Below are 16581 nucleotides of genomic sequence, written 5' to 3'. Positions count from 1 at the left end.
TATGAAAATTTTTGAATCATTGTTCATCACGACCTTTTTCAAAGTTTCATTCCGGAATCTTACCAAGAGAAAAACGACCTCTTTCATTTCCATTCTCAGTTTAGTTATCACGCTATCTGTTGCTATGGGTATTTTTTCTCATACGCTGAAAGAACGATCATGGGACAATTACATACCTAATCTTGACAATAAATATCGAATGTCCTTTAGTATTATGGGACCAAATGGGAGAAATGTTTATTCGGCTCAATCTCCAGCACCCTACGCAGATCTCTTTCAAAGCAATGTTTCGGGGATTAAAAAAGCGGTCCGATTTACACAGCTTTCAAAAAGTCTGCTGACGAATAGTGACAATAATTCAATCATTACTTCCAAGGCATTTCTCGGTGACAGTGATCTTTTAGATTTTTTCGGAATTGAACTTATCTCTGGAACTGACAATTTTGAAGGTACAACCAGTGTTTTGATCTCTAGATCCCTTGCAAACAAACTGTTTGGCACAACCGATATTGTTGGTCAAAATTTACGATTCAATGACGCCTGGAATTTTACAATTATTGGTGTTTTCAATGACTTTCCTATCAATTCTACAGTTTCATTCGAGCTGATAGGTCCGTTGGATTTCATGCAAGAAATCAGGCCTAACTATTACAGAAATGGAGAAAATTGGGGTGGATATGCCTTTCATACTTATTTTGAACTTAACCCTGTTGTTGAGGTTGCCGAGGTAATTCAAAATTTCAGAAAAGTGTACTATGATAGATTTGAAATACAAGATATCAATAGCCTTTCTGAATATATGGAATTTGATCTAATGAGAGTAAAAGATATCCATCTCCATTCAGATTTATCCCATGAACTCTCTTCAGTAAATAGTGAATCACGACTACAACTTCTTGAGTTACTAGCCTACCTGGTGGTATTAATTGGGTATGTAAATTTTATCAACGTTCAAGTGGCGAGAGCTCCCGAACGACTGAAGGAAATTGGAATTAGAAAATACCTTGGCGCATCTAATGTAAGTATTCAGCTCTTATTTCTGTTGGAAGGAATTTTTCTAAACCTAATAGCACTTATCCTAAGTTTAAGTCTCAACCTCCTTATGGGTCCGTGGGTAGGGAATTTTATTTTTGAAAGTTCGGCAGTCATCGAATTCGCTCTGTCAATGAATTTTGTGATTATTGTTTTAGTCGGAACAATCATATCCAGCTTTTATTTGTCTTCTGCGATCGCATTGCAAAGCAATTCATCAAATCATTTAGCTTTTTTCAATAATAAAATGGTGAATGCACTGCGCGATGTACTGCTAACTTTTCAATTTTCTGTGGCTATTTTTTTAATCTCATTTACTTCAATAGTATATCTGCAAGTGGATCACATGAGTAATCAAGATCCTGGCTTTGATCCGTCACAAATACTGATAATCAATGGGCCCATAAGTGAAAGCGCCGATATATCGAATAAGGCCAGAGTGCTGAAAAACAAGTTGAATAAAATCAAAGGGGTTCGATATGTTTCAAGTGCAAGTTTAGCCTTGGGTGCCGGAAAAGGTTCTCAGGCTAATTTACCATCCTATGATGGACCAAATAGTCAATATCAGTCTGTCTATATGTCCAATATCACAGATTACTTCTTCGATGTAGCCGATATTGAGATCATATCCGGAAAAGTACCTCCTTACGGCAGTCCAACAAATGACCCAAGGGTTGTTTTAAACCGAAGAGCAGTAGAAAACTATGGTTGGACCCCAACTGTGGCACTTGGAAAAAAGGTTGGCTATACGGATACGGCATCTGTAGTAGCAGTTGTTGAAAATTTCAATTCTGTCGGTTTTCAGGAAGATATAAGTCCGATGGTATTTATTCTTGATGACGTTTACAGAAGAAACACGACACACAATTACTTCCTCATAAACTTTACTTCTGAAGCCACTAAAGAATTGATTGAAGCCAGTGAATCAATGTTTTCCAGCGTATTTCAAAACGAACCTTTCAGCTATCAATTTTCTAGTGATTTTATTAAGCAACAGTACGCATCAGAAGAAGTTTACAGCAAACAATTTCTACTGTTAACTCTCTTATCTATATCAATTGCAACTCTTGGTCTTATTGGCATCACCTCCTATCATGTCATTCAAAAAAGGAAAGAAATAGGCATTAGGAAAGTACTCGGCTCTGGTAGTAAGGAGGTGATAAAATTATTTTCAAAAAAATATATAGCTATTGTTTCAATGGCAAGCTTAATCTCTTCACCTATTGCAATACTTTTTATTCAAGCCTGGCTTCAAAATTTTCACACATTCATTGGATCTTCATATTGGTATGTCCTAAGCTCCACAGCTGTACTTCTAATCCTTGCATATGTTACTGTAGGTGTTATCGCCTATCGAGCTTCATTAATGAATCCTATCAGCGTACTCAATCAAGATTGAAAATCCACTGTTTGCGACCAGTAATCTCCATTCGCCAAAAGGAAAAGTATTGCTATTTGATCAGATATTGTATCCTGTTTTTAGCAACTAAGGCACAGTCATTTTAACCATTCAATAGCTTCACATTTTTGAATCTATCATCACGCATTCGGTAGGCATTCATAGCCACTTTGCCAAGCTTATTTGTCAGCTTGTGATTTACCAATGCTCCGGCGATTGCTCCAACACCGGGAATCAGCTGGAGTAGTTTGGCGAGATCGATGTAATCCCTATACTCAAGTTGGAAAGTGCGCCAGTCAAAAGAATTGAAATCATTTGGGAGCTGATCTTTGATTAGTTCCCAGTTTTCCATCTTCTCAAAGATTTCATTTCTGCGTTCCTGACTTGAAAAAGTAAGCTGAAAGATGTGTAGAATAAAGATTCGCTCCTTGTAGTCCTTTGTATCATAACCATAGCGTGAAGCTATCTCAAATAGCATTTTCATCTTCAAAGTCAGCCACAAAGGAAAGTCAGCCAGACTAAGCAAAAATCCACCAAAACCGGTTGCAGCACCCTCAACAGCCGCTGAGGATGAATAGAAGTTGATGCGCTCTTTTACCTTGATCTCAATCTCCTCTAAAGGCTTAACCTCTTTCCGGGTACGCGTGGTAAATCCCGAACCAAAAATCACAGCTCTTGTAATCTCCTTGATTGCTTTTGTTATGGCAAGGTGAACCTTCTCCGGGATGATACTATTGATTTTCTTCTGCACCTTTTTGGTAGTTCGATTCCAGAAAGATGGCTTTTTGCGCATAGCAGTCTGCCAAGCTTGGAGTTCGTTTGCTACTAGCTGGTGATAGATGGAGTTTTGATTTGAAGGTTTCATTGCAAATCGAAGATACAATAGTTCTATTCTGATATTAACAGCATTTCAAATTAAGGATCTCATTACATCAGATTTTGCATTTTTCACAAATACCGCTATCTTATAATTCAACTTATCTTACTCACCATGAAAACTGTATTTGAGGAAAAGATCACCGACTGGAAAAATGAACCAGAAACTGAAGGCGGATGCCTGAAAGAAGGAGCAAAAAAACTCTGGAAATTCGTACATCACGACGATTTTATCTATCAGACTGACGAACTCTTAGGAAGAAAATTTGAAGGGAAGTGGTTGAAAATTGACCCGGATGGCACCATCACTGTACGTGGATCTCAGGACAACAATCGCGGATATGCCTGGGATGGGTGCACGCCCAAATTCAACTTCCTGCAGATCACTTGGGGAAATTTTGATGGAAAGTTGGTTGAACACAATTACGACCTACCTCGGATTCATAAATTCAAGCCTAAGACGTACTATGCATCCATGGTTCACGATGTGCTATATCAATACAAGAGGTGTGCTCCCGTTACACGTAAGCAGACCGATCTCATTTTCTATCAACAGCTCAAGGAAGCTAAATGGATGTGGGCAGGCCTATATTGGGTAGGTGTGCGACTTTTAGGATGGATCTACTCGGGTTGGAAGTACAAATGATTTCTTCAGGTATTCAGAAGTTTGAAATACATCTGGAGCTGAATTAAGAAAACTGTATTCAACTCGCCGCTTATAACCTAAATGTCCAGCTAATAGACAAAATCATGTGTTATTTAAGTGATATTCTTCAGATTTGAGTAAACTCCCCTCAAATGAAGAAAGTAACTTTTATTCTAGCTGCATGCCTCTTTTCAATACCAGCATTTTCACAGCGTGATAAAATCCCCGACTTGCTTATTTCCAATATCCATGTCATTGATGTTGAAAAAGGAGTCGTACAATCTGGAATGGACGTCTACATAAAAGATGATCGAATCTATGAAGTAAAAAAAACAGACCCTTCCGTGGTAAATGCAACCTTTGTGGTAAACGGAACTGGTAAATATTTAATCCCAGGGCTATGGGACATGCACGCCCATCCGGACGATCCTGAAATGTGGAGAATGAAGCCAGATGCAGAAAGCAGAGATTTACTGATGCCACTTTTTGTATTGCATGGTGTTACCGGTATTAGAGATATGGCAGGCTCATTAAACGTAGTAAACGATTGGAGAGAAAAGATAGCCAATGGTTCAATCGTTGGCCCAACCATTTTTGCTGCCGGCCCACTCATTGATGGCCCCAATCCTATGTGGGATGGATCTATTGGAATTCCATCCACCAAACATGTCATTCAGAAGGTAGATTCTTTGGTAGAAGCAGGTGTGGATTTTCTTAAAGTTTATTCCTTACTGCCAGATTCCATCTACTTTGCTATGAGCGATTATGCACGTACGATCAACTTTCCATTTTGTGGACATGTTCCTCAAACTGTAACCAACTACGAAGCTTCCAAGTCTGGAATCAACAGCCTGGAGCACCTGCTGGACATCCCACTTGAATGTTCTTCCGAAGAAGAAAACATTCGAAACAAAACCATCGATTATGGAAACATAACGGATCGATTGGGACAATATATTTTTAGAAATAAACTGATCATCGATACGTATGATCCAAAGAAAGCAGCCACGCTATTTAAGGCATTTGCTGAGAATGAAACCTGGCACACACCTACCATCTCAATGTGGTACAAAAATGCCTGGTTTGAAACCGAGGAGAAGAAAGATCAAGCCTATTTCAAATACCTTCCGGCATACATGAAAAAATATTGGACTCCACAGGTAAACGATCATCTTAGATATCGTAATACAGAATTTTTAAAAGTTCAACAAGCACTGGTCGATCACTACATGCGAATAATTGGAGATATGAATGCTGCTGGTGTAAGGCTGCTAGCCGGAACGGATACCGGAGCAAATCCACTTTGCTGGCCTGGATTAGGTGTTCACTTAGAAATAGCGATGTTCGAAAAAGCAGGACTTTCACCTGCTGAAGCCCTGCAGACTGCAACTATTAATCCTGCCATTTATCTGGAGATCGAGGAAGATTATGGGACAATTTCGAAAGGAAAGTATGCGGATATGATTCTGCTGTCTGAAAACCCACTTGAATCAGTCTCTAATACACAAAAGATCGTGGGCGTAGTTAAAAATGGTAAATATTTTAGCAAAACCAGAATTGAAGAATATTTAGATGAGATTGCAGAACGGCAGTAAAAGAAGAAAACAGAATAAAGATGATCGCACGAATTTGGGAGGGTAAGACGAAAGCTAAAGACTACCAACAATACACGATGTTCATGAAGGAAAGAGCTATACCTGACTACAAAGAGACGGTCGGTTTTGTAAAACTCAGCTTCCTGAGAAATCTTGAAGACGACATTGCACACTTTAAACTCATTACCTATTGGGAAAATATGGAGGTGATTAAAAACTTTGCCGGAGCTGATTATGCCAAAGCGAAGTACTATCCGGAAGATCAACAATTCCTTCTTGAGTTTGAAGAGCATGTACAACATTATGAGGTCTTCGCTAGTTGATCTGCGAGCTCAGACATATGCTTCATTTTAAAACCTTTTGTTTTCTTTTTCTTTGGGTAGTACTTACCCCATCACTACACGCACAAAATGATGGATTGGTAAAACGTGTGTGGAATTCGGTATTCAATGACACCACTTCGATTGAAAGACCCAAATTCATTGCTTATCCCACAATTGCTTATTCTCCGGAAACCAAATGGGAATTTGGTGTGAGTGCAGTATACGTGTATTACGCCAATCAAGACATCAAAAACCGGCTGAGCGAGATCACCGCATTTACATTTATAACTCTGGAGAAACAGTATGGCTTATGGATGGACCATGCATTGTATAGCGATAAGAGCTTGTGGTTTTTCCTTGGGCGGATTCGACTTCAGCAATTTCCCTTGCTCTATTTCGGCACGGGGATAGATATTGGCGGAGAAGAGCTGGCACAAATTGATGCCGGAACGATAAGTATTCGAGAACGTATCCTAAGGAAGGTTCACGGGAGCTTATACCTGGGGTTCGAAACTGACTTTCATAGCCTTTCCAATGTCAGCCTCAACCAGCTTACCAGCGAGCCGTTTCAGCCTCCGACTGGTGTGCAAAAATTCACTAATCTGGGCTTGGGCTTAGGCCTGGTCTTCGACGACAGACACAACGTCCTAAATGTGAGAAAGGGATTTTTCGGAGAGATGGGTTTTTTACGCTACGACGATGGTTGGGGAAGTGATTTTGAGTTTACCTCCTACTTCTTTGATGCACGCTACTACCTGCCTACCAATGAGACTCAAGTGCTGGCTTCTCAGTTCTTTTTTTCCGAAGTAGATGGAAACGCTCCCTTCAGCCAGCTTTCGCTAATGGGAGGCGAATCGCTCATGCGTGGTTATTACCTCGGGAGATATAGAGATCAGACGCTACTCGCCACTCAAACAGAATATCGGTTTCTCCCCTTTCCTTTCAGCAAGCGCTGGGGTGCGGCAGCATTCGTGGGTTTTGGAACTGTCAGCGATGGTGTCGCCAACCTTGACCTCAGTAAATTGAAAGTGGCCGGAGGCACAGGCGTAAGGTTTCTGATATTCAAAAGCAAAGACATCTTTACTCGATTTGACATAGCGTTTTCCGAAGATGGTCTGGGCTACTATTTCTTCATTGGAGAAGCTTTTTAACTCCGCTGACTTACAACTTTGCTTTATTGCAATAGGTAGCAGCTTCAAAATCATCAACATTCATAGCTATTGCTTCAACATCCGGAAGCAGTTTGTTTAACCGAGCTACGATAGATCTGGAGAGAGCTGCTTTCTTTTCGGTCGAACGACCTTGCATGATATATCCAAACACATGAACAAAAGGCTCATTGATCTTTCCTCCAACCATCGACTTTTCAAAGCGTTCCATTCTGACCTTGATGTCTTTTTCTGCAAACAGCCCACTGGCTACAGCTTCTTCATGAATGGCTTTCAGGAAACCTTCTTCTTGTTGAGGAGCTATGGTTTCTTTGGTTGTGTGTAGTAGAAAGTGTGGCATAATAGCAATTAATTTGATTGAGAACATTAGTTAATTATAAATGAGTTCAATTTATTTATTATCGACAAATCAGAACATTATACATTTATCACCGTATGTTTAAATCGACAAATCAGAATTTAATCATTCATACCTATGAAAGGAGATCATCTAGGAGAGCTCGAAGAACTAGTATTGCTTACCGTCGGATCACTCTATCCGGAAGCTTATGCGCCGGCAATCAAGAAGGAATTAGCAGAAAAAATGGATCGTAAAGTTGTACTTAGCTCCATACACACGGTGCTCAACAGATTGGAGAATAAGCAATTTGTAAAAAGCACATTTGGTGAATCTACACCTGAACGTGGTGGTAAGCGAAAGCGGTATTTCGAAGTGACACCACAAGGATTCAAAGCACTGGAAGCGCTTAAATCCAAGCGGGATGCTCTGTGGGGAAACATGATCCAATTGATGCCCAAACTGAGCTAACTATGCCACAGGTATCTCCTCCAAAATTTGCTGCCTCACTCCTATCTCGACTCATCAGTCGGGAATTCTACGAAGAAGTATCCGGTGACCTTGCAGAAGAATTTCAGGAAAACCTTCGTGAGCGAGGAAAGCTCTATGCCAACCTCATATACCTCCTGGAAGTCATTCGCTACGCCCGCATGTATCGCTCAGAAAGAACTTATCAATCAACAAACTCAATCAGCATGCTGCAGAATTACATCAAAGTTGCTTTCAGAAACCTGCTTAAACACAAATCCTATTCGTTCATCAACATCAGCGGATTGGGTATTGGGCTGGCATGTGTTTTCATGATCTTCCTCTTTATCAAAGTGGAGACCAGCTACGATAAGTTTCATGAAGACGGAGCGGATATCTACCGTTTGCAGCATGTCTATGGTTACATCAACGCCCAAGCTGCACCCACATATGCAAAAGACTACTCTGAAGTCGCCAGCTTCAATCGCATCAACTTTTGGAAAACGGATCGAAAAGTCTCATTAACCAACGATGAAGTCTACTATGAAGACCTGATTGTAGTAGATTCTAACTTCTTCAACTTTTTCACTTTCCCATTAATTCGTGGAGATAAGACCACTTGTCTAATTGATAAAAACAGTGTAGCAATTTCAAAATCCCACGCAGAGAAGTTCTTTGGCAAGGCAGATCCGATTGGCCAGATACTCAAGATCGATAACGTAATTAACGGAACTGAAATGCCGTTTAAGGTGACTGCTGTATTTGAAGATATTCCTTTCAACTCCCACCTCCAATTCAATATGGTGTTGCCTTTTGAGCTGCTGTACGATGATCAATCGCTCAATATCATGGAGCTCTGGCCAAACGACTGGATTGGTAGCTATGTTAAACTCAAACCCGGTATCGATCCTGAACTGATGGAAGAGAAGTATCAGGAGATGTGGAATAAATATTACGATGCAGAGGCCGACTCCATCACCATTGATTATATGCCACTGCAAGATCTCTATCTCGAATCCTATCATTTAAGGTCGGACTATACAGCGCACGGAAACATTAATCAGGTTCGTATATTCTCAGCAATTGCAGTCATCATTCTATTGATAGCATGTATCAATTTTATGAACCTGGCCACTGCTCGTGCATCTAAGCGATCAAAAGAAGTCGGTGTTCGAAAGGTGATGGGCGCTTTCAGGAAACAGTTGATCATTCAATTTTTTGCAGAGTCCGCGATTATGACTTTGCTTGCAGTTGTTCTTGCTCTTCTTATTCTTCTTGTCGCCATCCCTCCAATCAATCGTTTGGCGGAGGTAGACCTGCTGCTTGGACTTACTGATATTGTTCCGGTTATTGTCGGTTTGATATTTCTCATCCTGACCACTATTGTGATTACAGGTAGCTATCCGGCACTCTTTTTATCCTCATTCCAACCTATCTCCATTTTATCTGGCAACAATGATGCTCGAGGTGGTAAAGGTTGGGTGCGCAAAACTCTGGTCGTTTTTCAGTTTACAATCTCGATCGCCTTAATCATTGGTGCTATGGTAGTATACAAGCAGATGCTTTTTGTCAAGCAGAAGGATTTGGGCTTTCAACCTGAAAATACCATTGTGATGCATTTCGGAAGTATGGATGCCCTACGGCGTAAATGGCCCATTGTGAAAGATCAACTTCAATCCATTCAAGGTGTAAAATCAGTGATGGCAAGCAGACAAATCCCTGGAGACAATGCCTTTTATTGGGGATATAAGTTTGAAGGCTTTTCTGACTATGAAGATCCTTATGGAGATGCATGGCTGGGCTATTATGTAGGTCACAATACACTTGATGCGCTTGGAGTAGAAATGGTGCTTGGACGTACATTTTCGGAAGATATCCCGACCGATAGTTCTGCATTTATACTTAATGAAAGTGCGTGGGAACAAGCGATCAGGGATTATGGCGAGTCATGGAAAGACCCGATAGGAAAAACAATCGAGTACTATACCACCCATAGTGGAGACTGGGCTGTAGACAAGAAAGGTGTAGTCATTGGAATTGCCAAAGATTTTCACCACCATTCATTGGAACGACCGATAGATCCTCTAGTAATCCATCACGCACCAAGTCGGAGACTCATGGTTAAAGTTCAGGAGGAAAGGACAAATGAAGTTCTCTCAAGCATTGAAAACCTGTGGGCAGATTGGAATGTTCCATCTGACTTTAATTACCAATTTTTGGATGACTATTTTGAGGGAGCTTACAAAGACGAGGAGCAATTCAACCAGTTTATTATCATTTTCTGCATGCTGGCTATTGCCATCGCTTGCCTGGGATTGTACGGTCTTTCCTCCTTTGTTGCAGAGCAGCGTGTCAAAGAAATTGCAGTGCGCAAGGTGCTAGGAGCTCATGAACATGCGATTGTTGGGATGCTATCAAAAGATTTTTTAAAGTTGGTTGGTATTGCCGTTATAGCAGGCATTCCCATTGCTTATTATTTTATGAGTGAGTGGCTCTCAAATTTCGCTTTCAGAATTGATCTATCCTGGTATTTTTTCCTCCTTGGTAGCCTACTGGCCACAATTATTGCTATTTCCACTGTCAGTTATCATTCCATAAAAGCAGCCACTTCTAATCCTGTGAATAGCTTGAGATCGGAGTAATCTTTAAATTTTATACATAAATAATAATTTATGTATATCATAATTTAATTAAAATAAAACTTATCATTTATTAAAAGATATTTGTTGAAAACTAATAGCATGGAAGTTTTAGAAAAGCAGCCCCTTGAACTGGAGTTGGATATGCTTGAGCAAACCAACGCCTATCTTGACGATCACATTGCCATTTGGATAAGCATCCCGATTATCAATCAGTATAAAAACAAAGCACATCAGCTAACCCTGGCGGTGGAGAAACTTTTGAAAAACGAACCGAGAATTCACACAGGACAAAACATCCTCCATCTGAAGAAGCAAATCGCTGATAAGATGGATATTCTGGATGATACCTTAGAGGCTTATGCCGATGATATTGGCGATGAAATTCTGAGGCAGAAAGCCAATAACCATTACTCTGATTACTTCCGTTTATCCTATGATCAATTCCTGGAGAAAGTGATTAGCATGATTGATCTCATGGAGGAAAACATTGAAAATATGTCTGAACACGGAATCGTACAAGATCAAATAGATGACGTAAAACTCAATCTGGATGAATATCAGTTAAGTCTTGACAAGGAGCCAACCTATGACTTATCAAAGCAGCTGGTTCACCATTCAATAGAAGAATATTTAAGTGAGGCAAATGAATACGCGGAGAAGCTGGATAAAGTGATGAAGCGATTCAAAAGGTCTCATGTTACATTCTACAATGGGTATCTTGCCGCACGAACTGTAATGGATTATTAAAAAATCAAATCTGCTAAAAAGCATTCATACGACACATTATGGATGCTTTTTTTATGCCTAAACCATATCAGGGCCTTGGGCTACTTAAGGTTCAATTTCATTTCTGGCATTCATTTTGAATTATACCTGACCAAAAGGTCAAGATGTTTCACTAAAATGAACTGCTTATGAAAAGGTTATATATACTCTTATCGATATTGATGCTGGCATTGTCTGGATGCTACTTCGATGAAGGACCCAGAGGACCTAGAGGCTACGATGGACGAGACGGAATTGACGGAGTAGACGGTGAAGAAGGCTATGTCTTCGAATATGAATTCAGTTTTACTGCTCCCGACTATAGTATTCTCTTGAATCTACCAAACGACTTTACTATGCTGGATTCTGATGTAGCACTGGTTTATTTTCTATGGGAAGTAACCAGCGATGGAACTGAGGTTTGGAGGGCTCTGCCTCAAACACTTTACTTCAGTGATGGTGTGCTTCAATATAACTATGATTTCACCAAGTTTGATGTGAGCGTCTTTTTAGATGGAACCATAAATTTCGATGGACTCGGAGCAATCACCACCGATAATTGGATCGCAAGAGTGGTGGTTGTTCCCGGACAGTTTTCCGGCAGAATAGACTACACGGATTACGATGCTATCAAAGCTCACTTTGGTTTATCCGCATCCAAACTAGCTAACGCCAATTACCAAAGTAGGCCACAATAAAAATTGGACTATTCGAGGGGGTAAATGTTGAATTTATCCCCTCATATAACATTCATTAAGACTCAGCGTTGAATTTTCAATGAATCGCTTAAAAGAATTTTTCTGGCAATGTGCCGGAGTAAACAAATCTATCCTCCTCAACTGTCCTTCCGAATCGAGTAAATATGTGGGCATTGGAGCTACCATCTTCTTTACAGGTGTCTTCGCCGCACTTGCTGGAGGTTATGCTCTTTACACCATATTTGACAGCTACCTCACCGCATCCTTTTTTGGAATAATCTGGGGATTGATGATTTTCAATTTGGATCGTTTCATTGTCTCTAGCATGAGAAAAAACGGAAATTCAAGACAAGAATGGTTGAGCGCTGCTCCAAGAATCGTTTTAGCAATCATCATATCTATTGTGATTGCCAAGCCTCTGGAGCTGAAGATTTTCGAAAAAGAAGTGAATTCGGAAATTTCACTTATGATTCAGGAAGACCTTGCCGCACAAGAACTGACAGTGAAAGAGCGATTTATCGATACAAGAAATCGCCTGAATGATGAAATTCTAATGCTTAAAAATGAAATCAATGCCAAAGCTGAAAAAAGAGATGAGCTGCGTCGAATCGCCCAGGAAGAAGCTGACGGAACAGGTGGAACGAAAAGGCGCAACGCTGGGCCCATATATAAAATAAAGAAAGCGGATGCAGACAGAGTAGAAGGAGAACTTAAGGAATTAGAAGCAACCAATAACGCTCAAATAGCAGAAAAAGAAAACACACTGGCACAGATTGAATCGGAGGAAAAATCCGCACTTCAAGAACTAGAGAAAAGTCAGCTGACCGGGCTTGCTTCACGTATTGAAGCGCTTGACCGATTGACGAGAAAAAGCAGTGCGATTTGGGCCGCTCATTGGTTTATCATGTTACTTTTTCTGGCGGTGGAAACTGCCCCGGTTTTTGTAAAGTTAATTTCTCAACGAGGACCGTATGATTTTGTGTTGAAAAAAGAAGAATATGGAGTTGAAGCAGCTTACTATGAAGACCTTGCCAAGGTCAATTCAGTGATCAAAAAACGTTCTGCACGGCTTACAGAAGATGAGATTGATTATGTTCAGAATCGCCTGGGGTTGAGTTTGGAGAAAACTTAAATCTCCACTAAAGCTTATCTTTAAATAGAAAACCTAAAGATAAGCGCATGAAAAAGATCGATCGTAAAGACATAGACCCACAGGTATTCAAGTTATATGATGACTATGCGCACAACCGCATGGAACGAAGAGAATTTATAGAAAAGATCTCTCTTTATGCGGTTGGAGGACTTACACTCACAACACTCATGAGTTCTATTATGCCCAACTATGATGTCATCCAGATTGATCAGGACAATCCAAAACTAAAGACAGAAACCATTGAATATCCTTCTCCAAAAGGTGGTGGAACCATTAAAGCTCAGCTCTCTCGTCCGAAAGATGCAGAGGGGAAATTACCCGGAATCGTTGTTGTCCATGAAAACAGAGGATTAAATCCGCACATCGCTGATGTAGGACGAAGAGCAGCGCTGGCAGGCTTCATTTCGATTTCTCCGGACGCACTTTCACCCCTAGGAGGTTATCCAGGAAATGATGATGATGGAAGAACCATGCAACGGGAGCGAGATCGTAATGAGATGCTGGAGGACTTTATTGCGGCTTTTGATTATCTGAAAAGTCATCCTGAATGCTCCGGTAATATCGGTGTTGTGGGTTTTTGCTTTGGTGGGTGGATTTCCAACATGATGGCTGTGAAAGTGCCGGAACTTAAAGCAGCAGTGCCGTTTTATGGTGGACAACCTTCTGCAGAGATGGTTCCTGATATTCAGGCTCCTCTCCTATTGCATTTTGGAGAACTGGATAAGCGTGTGAATGCTGGTTGGCCAGATTATGAGAAAGCCTTAAAAGCGAACGGTAAAACATACACAGCACATATGTATCCAAATGCCAATCACGGTTTTCACAACGATACCACGGCACGTTACGATGAAGAGGCAGCAAAGCTGGCTTGGGACCGCACGGTCGCCTTCTTTGGTGAGAATCTGAAGTGATAGGCTAAAACGACTAGTTAGTCTGTCTTACCTGCTTATTCTTTCTAATTCTTTTTGATACTCAGTAAGCTTTGGATCATTTGAAGATTTTGCCAACTCAATTCCTTTTAGCAATTGCTTCTTAGCCAGTCTTTTATCGCCTTTCCCAAAGTGTGCCGACCCTAAACCAGTGTGCATGGCTGCCATGAATCGATCATCTGGATATTCGTTGATTCCTCGTTCGAAAAAGGGAATTGCCTCGTCAAAAGATTTATATTTAAGATAATACTGACCCAACCTGTTTTGCCAATAAGCATTTGCATATCGCCGTGTGGAAAGAATATCATCAAACTCTCTCATGAATGTATCAAATGCTTCAAACTTATCCCTTTTCCAAGCCAGCCATATTAGGCTATTTTTAGTTGAAGCATCTATTTCAGAAGGTAAATCAAACCGTTCACCTCGCTCAAGAAAGTATTTCTCCATATATGGCAAACCGCCTTTTTCGTAAAACTCATCGATCGAACTAAAAACCAACGACCCGTAGTTGTGGTAGAAAAATTTAAGTCCCTGATACATGGAAGCGTACGCCAATGATTCGTGCTCCTCTTCATTGAATAATCGGTATTCCCAGTTTAGCCCTTCGGGATTTATAGATTCTAATGTCTCTGACGCATTATCTGTTTGGTCGATGGAATAAATATCTTTCTTAGAGCCTGCCAGGAATAAATACCGTTCATTATCCGCGCTAAATAACTCCAAAGAGTCACCATTAATTCCTGCACCACTAGTAGCAATTGCACATTGAAAAGGGCTATTTTTTCTTAGAATCAATTCACTGGAGAGATAGCCGCTATTCTCCCAACCAAAAACGATGCGCTCTTCAGACGTCTGATAAGATTGATCTACATACGGCACCAGCTCTAATTCAATGAAATCAATGAATGAATCCCATCGATTAAAGAGCTCAGATCGATAGGGTCTATCTACCATGTTAATAGCCACAACAATCATCTTGGGCATTATACGGTCACCTCTAAGTGACTCCTGGATCGCTACACCATTCATGTAGTACCATTGACCGTCCAGTATGTAAAGTGATGGATAAGTACCTTTCCCTTCTTCATAATTTTCGGGAAGGTAAATCTGTAGTTCTATTTCTTGATCAAGGTTATTTGAGCGAATTCTCAAGGTATTTCCAGCGATTACTTCGTTCTGTGCAATAAGACTGCTCATTAAGAAGTAATAAGAGATAGTAAGTAGCAGGATTCTATTCATATTAGTTTTAGGTTGAATTATATCAATCTAGTTACGATAATTAAGATTTTTAGGTATACGATTAACAGCTCATTAACAAATTAATCTCAATTATATGAATAGCCGACACCTATCCACAATTGCCTTCTTCGCACTCTCTTTGATAAGCTGCACACCAAAAGCTGAACAATCAAAGATGGAAGCATGGAAAAACGAAATAATGCAGGTCGAAACTGATTTTGCACGAATGGCACAAGAAAAAGGAATATCTCCAGCATTTAGAGCCTTCGCAGCAGAAGAAGTCGCACTGCTAAGAGGTGGGGAATTAGTCATTGGCAAAGAAGCTCTTGATGCCACATATTCAAACGAACGGAATCCCAATGTGTCGCTCACATGGACGCCAGACTTTATTGATGTCTCAAATTCCGGTGATATGGCCTATACCTATGGAAATTACGTTTTCTCAAGAAGAGATTCACTGGGAAATGTCTCAAGTGATACGGGTGTTTTTCATACTGTCTGGAAGCGTCAGAAGGATGGAAAGTGGAAGTTTGTCTGGGATTAAAATTTTCTTTGCCAGAATTTGAGGTAATGATCTTCGTATCGATACGGGTTATTTTCTTTCACTAGCGCATTGTATTCCTGAGCTATTCGTATGATATCATCTTCTTCATTTCTATAGCCAATAATTTTATCCTGGATCTTCTTCGCCAGCTTTGGGTAGTCATTCACCAGTTTGGCCGCTTTCTTTTCAAATTTTCCGAGATAAAACGTATCATCCAACTGGCTTTCTTTATAGATGGCAAAAGCCGAAGATATGTTTTCGCGAGTGATCGGCGAGGTATAATACTCCCGGTAAATACTAATGGGCCCCTCCTCATAAACAATCATAAAATCACCGTCTATCGCATTTCCAACAAAAGGGTTTTTGAATAGATATCCATCAAATACGATATAGACGATATTTTCCTTCTCATAGCGCTGAAAATCCATATCCTCAAAAGCCTTCTTTTTATCAATCAATGAAGGCAATCCACTATATGACCAATTGATTTCAACTGCTCCACCACCCTCGTAAACCAGCAAAACTGGGTATGAGGTATAATACGTGTAGGATGCATCGATCTCCCAAAATGTCTCATCTGTAATACTCTGCGCTTTTGTCAAATAAGGTCTTTCAGTAAAAAAGGAAGTCCATTTTTTCGTTTCTAATAGGCTCTGTCCATAACTAAACGTTAAAGACAGTATCCAAACAGTGACAACAAATATTCGATTCATTTGAGAAAAATATAACCTATTAGATGCTTTTCAAACTTATTTCCATGCTGTAT

The 16581-nt window shown here is 40.3% G+C and carries 16 protein-coding genes; 12 read left to right on the top strand and 4 right to left on the bottom strand.

Annotation, left to right across the window (positions count from 1 at the left end; genetic code table 11):
• The first annotated feature begins 1 nt into the window (after position 1).
• Positions 2-2431: an ABC transporter permease gene (locus tag ACL8WY_RS15295; protein WP_436515627.1), complete on the top strand. Its 2430-nt coding sequence runs from the start codon at positions 2-4 to the stop codon at positions 2429-2431.
• A 103-nt stretch (positions 2432-2534) separates the two neighbouring features.
• Here ACL8WY_RS15295 and ACL8WY_RS15290 read toward each other — a convergent pair whose 3' ends face one another.
• Positions 2535-3296 (bottom strand): EcsC family protein, encoded by a 762-nt coding sequence (locus ACL8WY_RS15290; protein ID WP_436515626.1) that lies wholly within the window; start codon positions 3294-3296, stop codon positions 2535-2537.
• A gap of 126 nt (positions 3297-3422) precedes the next feature.
• On the opposite strand from ACL8WY_RS15290, the gene ACL8WY_RS15285 reads away from it, so the two are divergent.
• The 4 genes from ACL8WY_RS15285 to ACL8WY_RS15270 all read left to right on the top strand — a co-directional run bounded on the left by ACL8WY_RS15285 (position 3423) and on the right by ACL8WY_RS15270 (position 7022).
• A complete protein-coding gene (locus ACL8WY_RS15285; RefSeq protein ID WP_436515625.1) occupies positions 3423-3953 on the top strand; it encodes a hypothetical protein in 531 nt (176 codons plus the stop codon).
• Between the two features lie 152 nt (positions 3954-4105).
• On the top strand, positions 4106-5548 hold the full coding sequence (locus tag ACL8WY_RS15280; protein WP_436515624.1) for an amidohydrolase family protein: 1443 nt from the start codon (positions 4106-4108) through the stop codon (positions 5546-5548).
• Positions 5549-5568: 20 nt separating this feature from the next.
• Positions 5569-5871 (top strand): antibiotic biosynthesis monooxygenase, encoded by a 303-nt coding sequence (locus ACL8WY_RS15275; RefSeq protein ID WP_436515623.1) that lies wholly within the window; start codon positions 5569-5571, stop codon positions 5869-5871.
• Positions 5872-5888: 17 nt separating this feature from the next.
• The gene (locus tag ACL8WY_RS15270) at positions 5889-7022 is read left to right on the top strand and encodes a BamA/TamA family outer membrane protein (RefSeq protein ID WP_436515622.1); all 1134 of its coding nucleotides are present in this window, start codon (positions 5889-5891) and stop codon (positions 7020-7022) included.
• Positions 7023-7032: 10 nt separating this feature from the next.
• Here the strand turns inward: ACL8WY_RS15270 and ACL8WY_RS15265 are convergent, their stop codons facing one another.
• Entirely contained in the window at positions 7033-7380 is a 348-nt protein-coding gene (locus tag ACL8WY_RS15265; protein ID WP_436515621.1) for a 5-carboxymethyl-2-hydroxymuconate Delta-isomerase, read from the bottom strand.
• Between the two features lie 135 nt (positions 7381-7515).
• Between ACL8WY_RS15265 and ACL8WY_RS15260 the strand changes: the two genes are divergently transcribed.
• The 6 genes from ACL8WY_RS15260 to ACL8WY_RS15235 all read left to right on the top strand — a co-directional run bounded on the left by ACL8WY_RS15260 (position 7516) and on the right by ACL8WY_RS15235 (position 14014).
• Entirely contained in the window at positions 7516-7848 is a 333-nt protein-coding gene (locus tag ACL8WY_RS15260; RefSeq protein WP_436515620.1) for a PadR family transcriptional regulator, read from the top strand.
• A 2-nt stretch (positions 7849-7850) separates the two neighbouring features.
• A complete protein-coding gene (locus ACL8WY_RS15255) occupies positions 7851-10487 on the top strand; it encodes an ABC transporter permease (RefSeq protein ID WP_436515619.1) in 2637 nt (878 codons plus the stop codon).
• A gap of 99 nt (positions 10488-10586) precedes the next feature.
• Entirely contained in the window at positions 10587-11234 is a 648-nt protein-coding gene (locus tag ACL8WY_RS15250) for a hypothetical protein (protein WP_436515618.1), read from the top strand.
• Between the two features lie 167 nt (positions 11235-11401).
• Entirely contained in the window at positions 11402-11950 is a 549-nt protein-coding gene (locus tag ACL8WY_RS15245; protein ID WP_436515617.1) for a hypothetical protein, read from the top strand.
• A 79-nt stretch (positions 11951-12029) separates the two neighbouring features.
• Complete coding sequence (locus ACL8WY_RS15240) at positions 12030-13082, top strand: DUF4407 domain-containing protein (protein WP_436515616.1); 1053 nt, start codon at positions 12030-12032, stop codon at positions 13080-13082.
• Between the two features lie 47 nt (positions 13083-13129).
• Positions 13130-14014: a dienelactone hydrolase family protein gene (locus ACL8WY_RS15235; RefSeq protein ID WP_436515615.1), complete on the top strand. Its 885-nt coding sequence runs from the start codon at positions 13130-13132 to the stop codon at positions 14012-14014.
• A gap of 27 nt (positions 14015-14041) precedes the next feature.
• Here ACL8WY_RS15235 and ACL8WY_RS15230 read toward each other — a convergent pair whose 3' ends face one another.
• Positions 14042-15271, bottom strand: coding sequence for an alpha/beta hydrolase-fold protein (locus ACL8WY_RS15230; protein WP_436515614.1), 1230 nt, complete (start codon positions 15269-15271; stop codon positions 14042-14044).
• Between the two features lie 94 nt (positions 15272-15365).
• On the opposite strand from ACL8WY_RS15230, the gene ACL8WY_RS15225 reads away from it, so the two are divergent.
• Positions 15366-15815 (top strand): YybH family protein, encoded by a 450-nt coding sequence (locus ACL8WY_RS15225; RefSeq protein WP_436515613.1) that lies wholly within the window; start codon positions 15366-15368, stop codon positions 15813-15815.
• Here the strand turns inward: ACL8WY_RS15225 and ACL8WY_RS15220 are convergent.
• On the bottom strand, positions 15812-16528 hold the full coding sequence (locus ACL8WY_RS15220; RefSeq protein WP_436515612.1) for a hypothetical protein: 717 nt from the start codon (positions 16526-16528) through the stop codon (positions 15812-15814). The genes ACL8WY_RS15225 and ACL8WY_RS15220 overlap by 4 nt on opposite strands.
• Positions 16529-16581 lie beyond the last annotated feature (53 nt).

Origin of the sequence: Ekhidna algicida (assembly GCF_051379705.1) — a bacterium.
Taxonomy (GTDB): Bacteria; Bacteroidota; Bacteroidia; order Cytophagales; family Cyclobacteriaceae; genus Ekhidna.
This window is presented reverse-complemented; position numbering and strand designations above follow the sequence as displayed.